Origin of the sequence: Enterococcus sp. 22-H-5-01, from assembly GCF_050310005.1 — a bacterium.
Lineage (GTDB): Bacteria > Bacillota > Bacilli > Lactobacillales > Enterococcaceae > Enterococcus_A > Enterococcus_A hailinensis.
The window spans coordinates 48,537-61,862 of sequence record NZ_CP189993.1; the positions used below are offsets into that span (position 1 = coordinate 48,537).

Genomic DNA, 13,326 nt, shown 5'->3' on the forward strand with positions numbered 1-13,326 from the left:
GTTACAAAGTTGTTGACAAAGATAAGGTACCGAACTATAATAACTAACGAATTGAAGTTAGGTACCGAACTTTAAAGATAGTCACAATCAAAATAATTAAGAGGAGCGATTAGAATGAGTCATTTTACAGAAGAATTGATGCAGCAATTACGGTTTGTCAGCACAGCGAGCAATGCGTTTATCAGTAAGCGCCAGAGATTGACCGGGCAACAACGCGTCTTAGCGATTTTAGACAAGGAAGACGGCTTGATTCAAAGTCAATTGGCTGAAATATTGGATATTCGTCCAAGCTCATTAGCTGAATTAATGAAAAAAATGGAAAAAAGCGGTGATGTTCGTCGACAAGAAGAGGAACAAGATCGTCGAATCAAACGCGTCTTTCTAACTGAAAAAGGCAAAGAAAAAGCACAAAAGTTAGGCGTCGCAGGTGGCGATATGAGTGAAGCGTTTTTTGCTGGATTGACAGAGGAAGAACAACGACAATTTAGTGAATCATTACAAAAAATATCTGCTGGCTGGCAAGATGAATTCAAAAAGCAAGCAGGCCGCTTTGTTGATCCGATGGATCGCTTACGTCAAATGCAAGCGATGCGTGAACAAGTCGCTGATAATTGGAAGAATCTTTCAAGAGAAGAACAACGTCAAATGCGTAATCAAATGAAACGTGAAATGCGAAATGCCTCGCATGAATTTCCACGAAACTTCCCACGTGATTTTCGTCAAAATTTCTGGGGGAATCCAGACTGTTTCAATCAACCTGAGGAACCCAAAAAAGCAGAAGACAATGAATGGGAAGATTTCTAAACATCATTGATTTGGTAATGGAACAAAATAAATTTTCTACTATATAAGAGCTAGTCATAGTCTCTGGGTATTAGCAGAATGAGTAAACTGACGAGCTGGCTCTCGTCGCTATGAACTAGGAGGAAACGATAATGGATCGTGATATGAGAATGGAGCAAGAACGCCCCTATACAAAAAGTAATTACAAATTGAAAGATTTTATTCGCTTGATTACTAGCGTTAACCCTAAGAAAACATTATTTGGAGTTGGCTTATTTTTAAGCTTGTTGACTAGTGGGGCTAGTTTGATCGTACCGCAATTGACGAAAGGCTTAATCGATACGAGCAAACTGGCTCAAATCGATAAAGCGATGTTGGCAGTATTGGTCTTAGCATTTGTTGCTCAATTAGCTTTTGGCGCGATCGGCAGCTTCTTATTACGTTATGTGGGAGAAAGTGCTGTTAAAACATTACGAGAAAAATTATGGGGACACCTTTTACAAATGCCTGTTGGGTATTATGATGACCATAAATCAGGTGAAAGTAGTTCTCGTCTAGTGAATGATACGACAGTAATCAAAGATTTAGTCGCTACACAATTTCCAAACTTTATTACTGGCGGGATCCAACTTGTGGGTTCGATGATCATTTTATTCGTGATGGACTGGAAAATGGCTGCAATGATGTTTTTAGCGGTACCGATCATGGCTTTGATCATGGTGCCGATTGGCCGTGTAATGTCACGTCTTGGCCGTCAATTACAATCAGCAACTGCTGATTTTAATGCGGAAGCAAGTGAAAAATTATCAGAAATTCGTTTGATCAAGGCTAGTAATGGAGAACCATTTGAAAAAGAAAGTGGCCGTTCATTTATTAATAAGATCTTTAGTTTAGGGATCAAAGATGCAAAGGTAGAGGCATTACTTCAACCAATTATCACGACTGTGATGTTAGGTTTATTCGTGGGGATTTTAGGTTATGGTGCTGTTCGAGTCCAAGCCGGAACATTGACTAGTGGGGAATTAGTTGCTTTCCTATTATATCTATTCAATATCATGATGCCTGCAGCTAGTTTTGCAACCTTCTTCTCACAAGTTCAAAAAGCTATGGGAGCGACTGAACGAATCGAACAAATTTTAAAAACCGAGCTGGAACCGATCGAAGCTGGAAAAACAGTCGATGTTTCCGGTAAAACAATCAAAGCGGAAAATTTATCTTTCCATTATGAAGAAAATCATCCAATTTTAAAAAATGTTTCGTTTGAAGCTAAACCAAATACGGTCATTGCATTTGCTGGACCTAGCGGTGGCGGAAAATCAACGATCTTTTCCTTATTGGAACGTTTTTACGAGCCAACAGCAGGTTCGATCAAAATCGGTAATGAAATTGTCGATGAACTTAGTTTAGCCAATTGGCGTTCACAAATCGGATACGTCTCACAAGATAGTGCCGTATTTGCCGGCAGTATCCGTGACAATCTACAATATGGATTGGAACGTACATTGAGTGAAGCAGAATTATGGCATGGTTTAGAATTAGCATACGCCGATCAATTTGTTCGTGATTTCCCAGATCAATTGGAGACAGAACTTGGCGAACGCGGCGTTAAATTGTCAGGCGGTCAAAAACAACGGATCGCGATAGCTCGTGCGTTCTTGCGAGATCCTAAAATTTTAATGTTGGATGAAGCAACAGCGAGTCTTGACTCACAGTCAGAAGAAAAGGTTCAACGTGCATTGGATCAATTGATGGAAGGACGGACAACTTTGGTGATCGCGCATCGATTGTCTACGATCGTAGATGCGGATCATATCTATTTCATCGAAAAAGGTGAAGTAACAGGACATGGCACACACAGTGAATTGATTGCAACTCATCCATTGTATGCAGAGTACGTACAAGAACAAGTTGTTAATTGAAGATAAAAAACCAGCCAGACAAATTTTGTCTGGCTGGTTTTTTTTATTTTATCTATAGCTAGGCATTGCTGCTTCATACGCTTTGATCTTATCTTCGTATTGCAAGGTGATGCTGATATCATCGGAACCATTGATCAATTTTTCTTTCCAAGTTGGATCGATTTGAAAGGCATAACGTGCCTCTGAAGTTTGGATCTCTTGGTTGGGTAAATCGATCGTGATCGTTTCTTCTGCGGGAAGTTGGCTCAATACACTTCGAGCTTCGTGATTCAATTTTATCGGAAGCAAGCCATTTTTTAACGCATTCATATAAAAGATATCACTGTAACTACCAGCGATCACTGCATGGAACCCGTAATCTTGTAAAGCCCAAGCGGCGTGTTCTCGGGAAGAACCAGAACCAAAGTTTTCGCCGGCAATCAAGATCGTTGCTGTTTTTCGCTCAGGTGCATTCAGAATAAATTCAGGGTTAGGAGAACCATCGGCTAAAAAACGCCATTCATCAAATAAATGTTTACCAAATCCAGCTTTATCAACTTGTTTTAAAAATCCTTTGGGAATGATTTGATCCGTATCGATATTGTCATTCATCAATGGGACTGTTTGACCAGTGTAGCGAATAAATTTTTCCATTAGAAAACCTCCTTACGGCTATCGACAAAATTTCCATGGATGGCAGCTAGAGCAGCCATGACAGGACTGCAAAGATGTGTACGTGCATTTTTGCCTTGCCGCCCTTGGAAATTTCGATTTGAAGTAGATGCACAGTGGACTCCTGCTGGTACACGGTCAGGATTCATACCTAGACACATAGAACAGCCCGGTTCACGCCACTCAAAGCCTGCATCTTTAAAAACTTTATCCAAGCCGATTTTTTCTGCCGCTTTACGGACAGGCCGCGAGCCAGGAACGACGATGGCGGTTACTTTTTCATGGACTTTCTTTCCGACAATGATTTTAGCCGCTTCTTGCAGATCTGAAAGCCGGCCATTGGTGCAAGAACCAATAAAGACGTAACCTACTGGAATATCCGCGGGCGTTTGTCCTGGTTCTAGGCCCATATAATCATAAGCTTTTTGGATATCGGGTGAAGTGATCAGTGGAAATTGTCCGTCAAAAGGCACACCCATTTCTGGATTGGTGCCCCAAGTTATGAAAGGAACCAGTTCATCGACATTCAAGGTCAATTCTTTATCATAAACAGCATCGTCATCAGTATAAAGTTCTTGCCAATCATTGATCGCAACTTGCATATCTTTTGGTGCAAATTCTCGTCCTGCGACATAGGCAAAGGTCTTTTCATCTGGAGCGATCAAACCGATTTTTGCGCCGCCTTCGATCGCCATGTTGCAGATCGTCATTCGTTCTTCCATTGATAAGTTTTCAATAGCTTCACCATAAAATTCTGCCCCATAGCCTACACCGAAATCTGTTCCATATTTAGCGATCAATGCCAAAATAATATCTTTTGCATAAACACCTTTAGGAAGCGTTCCTGTGATTTTAATCCCCATATTTTGCGGTTTGTTTTGCCAAAGCGTCTGTGTCGCAAAAACATGTTCCACTTCACTGGTGCCGATCCCGAAAGCTAAAGCCCCAAATGCTCCGTGGGTTGCAGTATGAGAATCACCGCAAACAATCGTTTTTCCAGGTTGGGTCAAACCAGTTTCTGGTCCGACCATATGCACGATTCCTTGCCGATCGCTGCCATTGTCACAAAGCTGAACACCAAACTCCTGACAATTTTCTTTCAAAGTATCGATTTGTTTTTTTGCGACAAGATCAGAAAAATTAAAGATATCGACAGTTGGAACATTATGATCCATCGTCGCAAACGTTCTTTCAGGATGGCGCAACGTACGTCCTGCTGCCCGCAATCCTTCGAAGGCTTGCGGTGAAGTAACTTCGTGGATCAATTGTAGATCGATATAAAGTAATTGCGGAGCACCTGCTTCACCATAAACGACGTGTCGTTGCCAAAGTTTATCAAATAGTGTTTTTCCCATAGTTCTTACTCCCTTTTTAGCTATAGTTTAAAGTGTTGCGCTGCTCGTCTGACATATTTGGATGACTGCTTCGGTAAATTCCTTCGTACGAGCAGTTCCACCTAAGTCACTGGTGGCGATTCCTTGAGCTAAAACGTGATCACACGCTTTTTCGATCAGTTGTGCTGCTTGTTCTTGTGCAAAAGATTGCCGCAACATCATGGCTACCGATAAGATCATCGATATTGGATTGGCGATGCCTTGACCGGCGATATCTGGGGCAGAACCATGGATCGGTTCATAAAGTGAAGGGCCATCGATACTATGACTAGCACTAGGCAATACACCCAATGTTCCGGGTAGGACAGAAGCTTCATCACTCAAGATATCACCAAACAAATTATCAGTTACGATTACATCAAAATCCGTCGGTCTTTGGATCAACTTCATTGCCGCAGAATCAACGTATTGATGATCCAACTGACAATCAGGATATTCTTTAGCGATTTCCTCGGCAGTTGCGCGCCAAAGTTTACTTGAAGCTAAGACATTCGCTTTGTCGACCGAAGTAACTCTTTTATTTCGACCTTCTGCAATTTTGAAGGCCGTATGAAGGATCTGTTCAATCTCATTTTTTTGGTAACGCGCTGTATCATAGGCCATCGTAGGTGTTAGTTCTCGCGGTTCACCAAAATAGATTCCGCTACTTAGTTCCCGGACGATCACGAGATCTGTCCCGGCGATGATCTCAGGCTTTAACGGCGATTGCGGGGCTAACACGTCTGAAACAGCTACTGGCCGGATATTGGCAAACAAATTTAAACTTTTACGTAAAGCCAATAATCCTTTTTCAGGTGTTTCCGCAGCTTTTTCCCACTTTGGACCGCCGATAGCCCCTAAAAGAATCGCATCTGCCGCTTGGCAAGCATTTAATGTTTCTTTTGGTAGCGGAACTCCTGTTTTATCGATCCCGGCGCCGCCAAAAGGAAAAGATTGATAATCAAACTCATCGTCGCAATATTTTTCAACGGCGCTTAATACGCGCAAGCCGCTTTCCATAATTTCAGGTCCGATACCATCACCGGCTAGCACAACAATTTTTTTCTTCATATTAAAAGGACTCCTATCTTTCTCTCAACTAATTCATTTAATGAGGTTCACTAATCCGAAAATTTAATGTTCTTGGATCAAATGATTGCTGGCTTGGACATATGCTTTAGCTGAAGCATGTAAAACATCAAAGTCTACGCCGATGCCACGAAAATCTTGTTTACTTTTTTCATCATGCAAAGTGACCCGTACTTCCGCTTGAGCATCCTCGCCACTAGTTAATGCTTGAATCTCGTAATCGGTCAATTTCGGACGTTGTTGGAACAATTCATCGATCGCATTGTAGATCGCTTGGATACTGCCAGAACCAATTTTGGAAGCTACTTTTATTTGGTTGTCCTCGTCAGTGATCGAAACGATCGCACTTTGATAACCGTTCGAAATGTATTGGACTTGTACATCAGCTAATCGGTATTTCTCGATCTCTTCACGGTGCTGGTCAGCCAGCAAAGCAACCAAGTCGTTATCCGTAATCTGTTTTTTCTTATCCGCTAAAATTTTAAAACGCTTGAAGGCCTCTTTGCTTTCGTCATCTGTTAGTTGGTAACCTAATTCTTCAAGTTTAGAGCTAAAAGCATGACGACCAGATAATTTTCCTAGCGGTAGAGAGTTTTGCGAAACACCAACAAGAGTTGGCGTGATGATCTCATAGGTTTCAGGATTTTTTAATACGCCATCTTGATGGATCCCCGATTCATGTGCATAGGCATTGTCACCAATGATCGCTTTGTTTTTAGGAACAGCAATGCCAGAAAGTCGTGATACAAGATCGCTGGTTCGTTTGGTTTCGTTTAATACAATCGTTGATTGACAGTGATAAAAATCTTTACGAATTGCTAATGCTAAGGCGACTTCTTCCAAGGCAGTATTACCTGCTCGTTCACCGATCCCGTTGACTGCACCTTCAACTCGGTTTGCACCATTCTCGATTGCAGCAAGCGCATTGGCAGTCGCCATTCCCAAATCATCATGACAATGTGAGGAGAAGATGATCTCTTTTTCGCTTTTTATCTGCGTAATCAAAAATTTAAATAGAGCGCCATATTCAGCTGGATTAGAGTAACCGACCGTATCAGGAATATTGATAATGGTTGCGCCGGCATCAATGGCTGTTTGAACGGCTTTTAATAGGAAGTCTTTCTCCGTTCGAGAAGCATCTTCAGGAGAAAATTGGACTTTTTCAAAATAGTTCCGTGCATAAGTGACATGCTCTTTGATGGAAGCTAAAACATCATCAGGCGTCATTTTCAATTTGTATTTCATATGGACTTCGCTAGTTGCCAAAAAGACATGGATCTGTGGATCGACCGCATTTTTTAATGCTTCGTATACTCGATCGATATCTTTCTTTTGGCAACGAGCCAAACCAGCCACAGTCATTTGTGTAACATTTTCAGCGATCGCTTTGACAGCTTCAAAATCACCAGGGGAGGCGATAGGAAAACCTGCCTCAATCACATTGATGCCCCATTTTTCTAATTGCAGAGCGATTTGAACCTTTTCTTTGGTGTTGAAATTAACGCCAGGGGTTTGTTCCCCATCTCTTAGTGTGGTGTCGAAAAATTGGATTTGTCTCATGTTCTTCCTCCTTATGACAAAAAATGGGTATAAAAAAAGCATTGCATCGAAGAAGAACCACTTTCTTCTCCGATGCAATGCGAATAGGGGCTTATTGAAATATTTTTCAATAAGTCCCTAGCATAATAATAAAGTTGCGATATGTGTTGTAATTGATTTTTTCATAGCAACCACCCGTTATTGTCAGAATTTTTTTGAAATTGTTTTTTATAATCTTATAGAAAATGATGTGAGATGTCAATGCTATTATGAAAAATAAATGAGAATAAATCCAGTTTTTTTTGCTTTTATTGGGCGGAATAATAGGTGATCAAAGAATAGAAAACGGTATCTATGATTTTTTTGTGATGATTCAACTGCCATTGACGTGTTATAAAAATGCTTCAAAAAAGAAAAAATGTTCTTTTTAACCAAAAAAAGCGTTTTAGTTTTTCCTGTAAAAAAAAAATACCGACAAATTTGTTGATTTGACAAGTATTATAAGGAATTTTTTGGAAAAAAAGAATAAAATTAGAATTTTTGGTGTTTATTACTTGATTAATTAAAAATAAATGATTAAAATATTGTTCATATTCAGAAACGCGTAATTATTCTGAAAATTGAATCAAAAATTTTAGATCATTTGATCAAAAGGGGAAAAGGATATGAGGAACAAATTAGCTTATGGTATTGTCGCAATTTGCGGACTCGTTTTGGCGGGGTGTTATGGAGGAAGCAGTTCTTCTACAGACAGTAGTAGTTCAGCAAGCGGTAAGGCATCGGATAACGGCACATTTAATTTGGTCGTTTCACAAGAAATGCCTACAGCCGATCTATCTGTCGCAACAGATACAATCAGTTTCACTGCGTTGAACAATGTATATGAAGGAATTTATCGTCTAGACAAAGACAACAAACCTCAACCAGCCGGTGCAAGTGAAAAAGTCAAAGTAAGTGACGATGGCAAGACTTACACGGTGAAACTAAGAGAGGACGCAAAATGGTCGAATGGCGATCCTGTAACAGCAAAAGATTATGTTTATGGTTGGCAGCGTACAGTGAAACCAGAGACAGCCTCAGAATATGCTTACCTTTTTGAATCAGTTGAAAATGCTGCAGATATCACTGCAGGAAAAAAATCACCTGACGAATTAGGCATCAAAGCAGTCGGTGATTATGAATTAGAAATCACATTAACAAAAGCAACGCCTTATTTTGATTACCTATTAGCATTTCCATCATTCTTCCCACAAAACCAAAAAGTGGTCGAAGCAAATGGTAAAGATTACGCAAGCAAGAGTGATAAAGCCGTTTACAATGGTCCATTTACTTTAGAAGGCTTCGATGGTCCTGGTACAGATACAGAATGGGAATACAAGAAAAATGACAACTATTGGGATAAAGATGAAGTGAAATTATCTTCAATCAAAGTCAATGTTGTAAAAGAGTCATCTACTGCATTGAATTTATTTAAAGATGGTGAAGCAGACGACATCATTCTTTCTGGTGAATTAGCACAACAAAATGCGAATGAATCAACATACCAATCATTTAAAGAAGCTCGTACAAGTTACTTAGAGTTCAATCAACGTGAAGACAATTCACCATTTAAAAACGAAAATTTACGTAAAGCAATCTCATACGCGATCAACCGTAAATCACTTGTAAACCAAGTCTTAGGTGATGGCTCAGTCGTTTCAACTGGTTTAGTTCCATCAGGTATGTCTAAAAACCCTGAAACGGATGAAGATTTTGCGAAAGAAGCTGGCGATTTAGCTCCATACGATAAGAAGAAAGCCAAAGAGTATTGGGAAAAAGCTAAAAAAGAATTGAATATCGACTCACTATCATTTGAATTGATGGCCTCTGATACAGATTCATCGAAGAAAGTGATTGAATATATGCAAAGTGCGTTGGAAGAAGCGTTACCAGGAGTAACAGTGAAACCAACACCAGTACCATTCTCTGTTCGTCTAGACCGTTCAAATGCAGGTGACTTTGATGTCTTACTTGGCGGCTGGGGCGCTGACTATGCAGACCCTTCAAGCTTTACTGATTTATTCGTAACAGGCAATTCTTATAACCGTGGTCGTTGGAGTAATAAAGATTACGATACAGCGGTAGAAGATTCAGCGAATAAAGATGCAAGTGATGAAAATGCTCGTTGGAAAGACCTACAAGAAGCAAATAAAATTATCTCAGACGAATCAGGTGTGGCACCATTGTATCAATTATCTGAAGCACATTTGATCAATGAAAAAGTCAAAGGCATCGTTCACCATCCTGCCGGCGCTTCATGGGATTACAAATGGACATACGTTGAAAAATAAGTATTTTTCAGCTAGTTCAATCAATTAAAAGAAAAACAATGACAAATAAAAAGAAGTTGGAACGAATCTCGTTCCAACTTCCTTTTAAATCATTGTTAGTAAAATACAAAGTATCGAAGAACCAATCAAAATGGCTGCAATGATCAACCAAAAAGAATAGCGTCCTTGTCCAACGGTAGAGAAGGACTGAAATTCTGGTTTTTTCTTTTGTCTTCTGCTAAACGCATGATGCATTGAACGTTGAAAGTGATCAAAGAAGCCTGAAGAAAAAATCCAAAACAAGATTCCAATGATCAAAAAAGGTAGTCCAATAAGAAATAAACGATTTGATAAGGCGAGTAGTGAAAACGGCTTTTGAATGATCGAAAAGATGATCGTGATCAAAAGTAGTCCACCACCGATCCCAGTGGGAAATAATTTACTTTTCATACATACACTCCAATAATTAAGGGCTTTAAAAGCTTTTTAAATAAAACGATTTACCTAGAACTTTCTTCTACTGTAAACCATAACAAAAGTAGAAGTCAAAATTTAAGAACGCAACAACGAGTCGCTTGATGGATTCGTTGAAACGAATTAGGAGGCACCTCATGGGCAGTTATTTTAAATATTTTTTAAAGCGTGTCTTTTTCATGCTAGTGACATTATGGTTGATTGCAACGATCACCTTTTTCTTAATGCAATTACTACCAGGAACACCGTATACCAACCAAGAACGATTAAGTCCTGAAACGATTGCAATGTTGAATAAACAAGTTGGTCTAGATAAACCGATCATTGTTCAGTATTGGGTCTATCTAACGAACCTGGTCCAAGGAAACTTTGGAATTTCGTTCCAATTCAAAAACCAAGAAGTTGCTTCTTTATTGGCTGGCCGTATCGGACCATCATTACAATTAGGCTTGCAAGCAATTATCTTCGGAACGTTTGTCGGTATTGTCTTAGGTACGATTTCTGCAATGAAACAAAATTCATGGGCAGACACATTGGCAACATTAGTAGCGATCTTAGGTCGTTCAATTCCTAACTTCGTTTTCGCTGTGTTATTACAATATATCTTTGCAATGAAATTGCGTATTTTACCGATTGCTAAATGGGAAGGGTTTGCCTATACGATTTTACCAACTCTCGCATTGGCGATGTCGCCGTTAGCCGATTCCGCGCGTTTCATTCGAACGGAAATGGTAGAAGTCTTGCACAGTGATTACGTGGAGTTAGCACGTGCGAAAGGATTAAGCCGTTGGGAAATCGCCTTTAAACATGGCTTGCGTAATAGTTTGATTCCTTTAATGACTTTGTTAGGGCCACTAGCCGTTGCGTTGATGACGGGTTCATTAGTTGTCGAAAATATTTTTGCTATCCCTGGTATCGGGGAACAATTTGTTAAATCAATCATGACTAATGATTATCCAACAATCATGGCTGTTACGATTTTGTATTCATTCATGTTGGTCTTCGTGATTTTGGTCGTCGATTTACTTTATGGTTTTGTGGATCCTCGGATCCGTCTGTCAGAAGGGAGTAAGAGTTAATGGAAATAAAATATCCTTCAATCGTTGATATTCCCGCTGATGAATTTCAACCCTTACAAAAAAATACGGAAGCAGAACGCGAGGAGATCGCCGCACCTTCCCTGAATTTCTTACAAGATTCTTGGCGTCGTTTGAAAAAGAATAAAGCGGCAGTTATATCAATGGTCGTTTTGGCGATTATTATCGTAATATCTATCGCAACGATCTTTGTCTCTCCACAAGATCCAACGAAACAAAACGTTGATTATATCAATTTACCCCCTCGAGTTCCGGGCTTGAACATCAATGGTTTAAACGGAAAAACAATGGTCGCTGGTGAATTAGTTGATAAATATGCGCAAGCAGATGTGCCTAGCAGCGTGAATTACTTGTTAGGAACAGACGGATTAGGCCGTGACGTATTGAGTCGCCTATTCATGGGAACACGTATTTCATTATTGATTGCTTTTATTGCCGCATTGTTTGATATCACGATCGGCGTTGCCTACGGATTAATTTCCGGTATGTTAGGCGGCAGAGTCGATAACGCAATGCAACGTTTCTTGGAAATTCTTTCTGGGATTCCCAACTTAGTAGTAATGATTTTGATGTTGGTCGTCTTTGAACCAGGGATCTTCTCGATCGTTGCTGCAATGGCTATTACGAACTGGATACCAATGGCCCGAATTGTCCGAGCCCAGACCCTCAAGCTAAAAGATCAAGAATATGTTTTAGCAGGTATGACTCTGGGTGAATCGAAATGGAAAATCTCACTGAAACACATTATTCCAAATATCTCCAGTGTTATCATCATCCAAATGATGTTTAGTATTCCGACAGCAATTTTCTTCGAAGCATTCTTGAGTTTCATTGGTTTAGGTTTGACACCGCCGGCTGCGTCACTAGGTACATTGCTGAACGACGGATACAAAACGTTCTTGTACTTGCCATACTTATTATGGATACCAGCCGTGACGATCTCATTGATCATGATCTGCTTTAACTTGTTAGCCGATGGTCTACGTGACGCATTCGATCCGAAAATGAAAGAGTGAAGAATTTATGGAAAAAATTTTAGAAGTGAAAAATTTAAATATTTCATTCGATACCTATGCCGGAAAAGTGCGAGCAATTCGTGGTGTGGATTTCGATTTGAATAAGGGTGAAACATTGGCAATCGTTGGCGAGTCAGGTAGCGGAAAATCTGTTACTACTCGAACGATCATGCGATTGTTGTCTAGTAACGCCAACATCGATGAAGGAGATATCTTATTCAAAGGTGAAAATATCGTTGATAAAACTGAAAAAGAAATGCAAAAAATTCGTGGTCGCGAAATCGCCATGATTTTCCAAGATCCGATGACGTCATTGGATCCTACTATGACGATCGGAAAACAAGTAGCGGAGTCATTGCGTAAACACAAAAAGGTTTCAAAAAAGGAAGGCATGCAAGCTGCACTGGATCTACTGAATCTGGTCGGGATTCCCGATGCTGAAAAACGACTTAAAAATTATCCTCATCAGTTTTCGGGGGGGCAACGTCAGCGGATCGTCATCGCGATCGCTTTGATCTGTAATCCTGAAATCTTGATTGCAGATGAACCGACAACGGCTTTAGATGTAACGATCCAAGCTCAAATTTTAGAATTACTAAAAGAAATCCAAGAAAAAATTGAAACATCGATCATCTTCATTACCCATGACCTTGGTGTTGTGGCGAACGTAGCGGATCGGGTAGCAGTTATGTATGCGGGTAGAATTATTGAAGTCGGTACAGCAGAAGAAATTTTTTATAATCCGCAACATCCGTATACGTGGGGATTATTAGGTTCGATGCCGACATTAGATAGTGAAAATGATCGTCTTTATGCGATCCCAGGTTCACCGCCGGATCTATTAGATCCTCCAAAAGGGGATGCCTTTTATCCTCGGAATGAATTTGCTTTGAAAATTGATGCAGAGATGGAACCGCCGTTCTTTGAGCTTTCAGAGACGCATAAAGCAGCAACTTGGTTGTTAGCGCCACAAGCTCCGAAAGTAACACCTCCGGCTGAGATCCAAAGACGTTGGGATATTTTCCGCAAAAAGCAAAATCAATATTCTGCTTAAACAAAGTGAGAAAAAAACGGGG

The 13,326-nt window shown here is 40.1% G+C and carries 11 protein-coding genes; 6 read left to right on the top strand and 5 right to left on the bottom strand.

The genetic code is table 11. The annotated features are described in order from the left end of the window. Nucleotides 1–114: 114 nt before the first annotated feature. Nucleotides 115–804 carry a MarR family winged helix-turn-helix transcriptional regulator gene (locus ACQKTA_RS00255; RefSeq protein WP_427813779.1) on the top strand — a complete coding sequence of 230 codons (690 nt, stop codon included), beginning with the start codon at nucleotides 115–117 and terminating at the stop codon, nucleotides 802–804. Nucleotides 805–935: 131 nt separating this feature from the next. After that, nucleotides 936–2,702, top strand: coding sequence for an ABC transporter ATP-binding protein (locus ACQKTA_RS00260; protein WP_427813780.1), 1,767 nt, complete (start codon nucleotides 936–938; stop codon nucleotides 2,700–2,702). A gap of 48 nt (nucleotides 2,703–2,750) precedes the next feature. Here the strand turns inward: ACQKTA_RS00260 and leuD are convergent, their stop codons facing one another. From leuD to ACQKTA_RS00280, 4 genes are all read right to left on the bottom strand, one after another. Beyond that, nucleotides 2,751–3,335: a 3-isopropylmalate dehydratase small subunit gene (gene leuD / locus ACQKTA_RS00265; RefSeq protein WP_427813781.1), complete on the bottom strand. Its 585-nt coding sequence runs from the start codon at nucleotides 3,333–3,335 to the stop codon at nucleotides 2,751–2,753. Further along, the gene (gene leuC / locus ACQKTA_RS00270; RefSeq protein WP_427813782.1) at nucleotides 3,335–4,708 is read right to left on the bottom strand and encodes a 3-isopropylmalate dehydratase large subunit; all 1,374 of its coding nucleotides are present in this window, start codon (nucleotides 4,706–4,708) and stop codon (nucleotides 3,335–3,337) included. The genes leuD and leuC overlap by 1 nt, the downstream gene beginning before the upstream one ends. Before the next feature lie 27 nt (nucleotides 4,709–4,735). Continuing rightward, nucleotides 4,736–5,797: a 3-isopropylmalate dehydrogenase gene (gene leuB, locus ACQKTA_RS00275; protein ID WP_427813783.1), complete on the bottom strand. Its 1,062-nt coding sequence runs from the start codon at nucleotides 5,795–5,797 to the stop codon at nucleotides 4,736–4,738. Between the two features lie 63 nt (nucleotides 5,798–5,860). Beyond that, entirely contained in the window at nucleotides 5,861–7,375 is a 1,515-nt protein-coding gene (locus ACQKTA_RS00280) for a 2-isopropylmalate synthase (RefSeq protein ID WP_427813784.1), read from the bottom strand. A 644-nt stretch (nucleotides 7,376–8,019) separates the two neighbouring features. Here ACQKTA_RS00280 and ACQKTA_RS00285 point away from each other — a divergent pair. Further along, on the top strand, nucleotides 8,020–9,684 hold the full coding sequence (locus ACQKTA_RS00285; RefSeq protein ID WP_427813785.1) for a peptide ABC transporter substrate-binding protein: 1,665 nt from the start codon (nucleotides 8,020–8,022) through the stop codon (nucleotides 9,682–9,684). An 84-nt stretch (nucleotides 9,685–9,768) separates the two neighbouring features. On the opposite strand, the gene ACQKTA_RS00290 is transcribed toward ACQKTA_RS00285, so the two are convergent. Then, the gene (locus tag ACQKTA_RS00290; protein ID WP_407854853.1) at nucleotides 9,769–10,113 is read right to left on the bottom strand and encodes a DUF3899 domain-containing protein; all 345 of its coding nucleotides are present in this window, start codon (nucleotides 10,111–10,113) and stop codon (nucleotides 9,769–9,771) included. A gap of 161 nt (nucleotides 10,114–10,274) precedes the next feature. On the opposite strand from ACQKTA_RS00290, the gene opp3b reads away from it, so the two are divergent. Genes opp3b through ACQKTA_RS00305 form a run of 3 tightly spaced genes read left to right on the top strand, consistent with a single transcriptional unit; the run spans nucleotide 10,275 to nucleotide 13,304 of the window. Next, nucleotides 10,275–11,216: an oligopeptide ABC transporter permease gene (opp3b, locus tag ACQKTA_RS00295; RefSeq protein ID WP_427813786.1), complete on the top strand. Its 942-nt coding sequence runs from the start codon at nucleotides 10,275–10,277 to the stop codon at nucleotides 11,214–11,216. Continuing rightward, a complete protein-coding gene (gene opp3C / locus ACQKTA_RS00300) occupies nucleotides 11,216–12,250 on the top strand; it encodes an oligopeptide ABC transporter permease (RefSeq protein WP_332580730.1) in 1,035 nt (344 codons plus the stop codon). The genes opp3b and opp3C overlap by 1 nt, the downstream gene beginning before the upstream one ends. A 7-nt stretch (nucleotides 12,251–12,257) precedes the next feature. Continuing rightward, nucleotides 12,258–13,304, top strand: a complete 1,047-nt coding sequence (locus tag ACQKTA_RS00305; RefSeq protein WP_332580731.1) for an ABC transporter ATP-binding protein — start codon at nucleotides 12,258–12,260, stop codon at nucleotides 13,302–13,304. The last annotated feature ends 22 nt before the right edge of the window (nucleotides 13,305–13,326 follow it).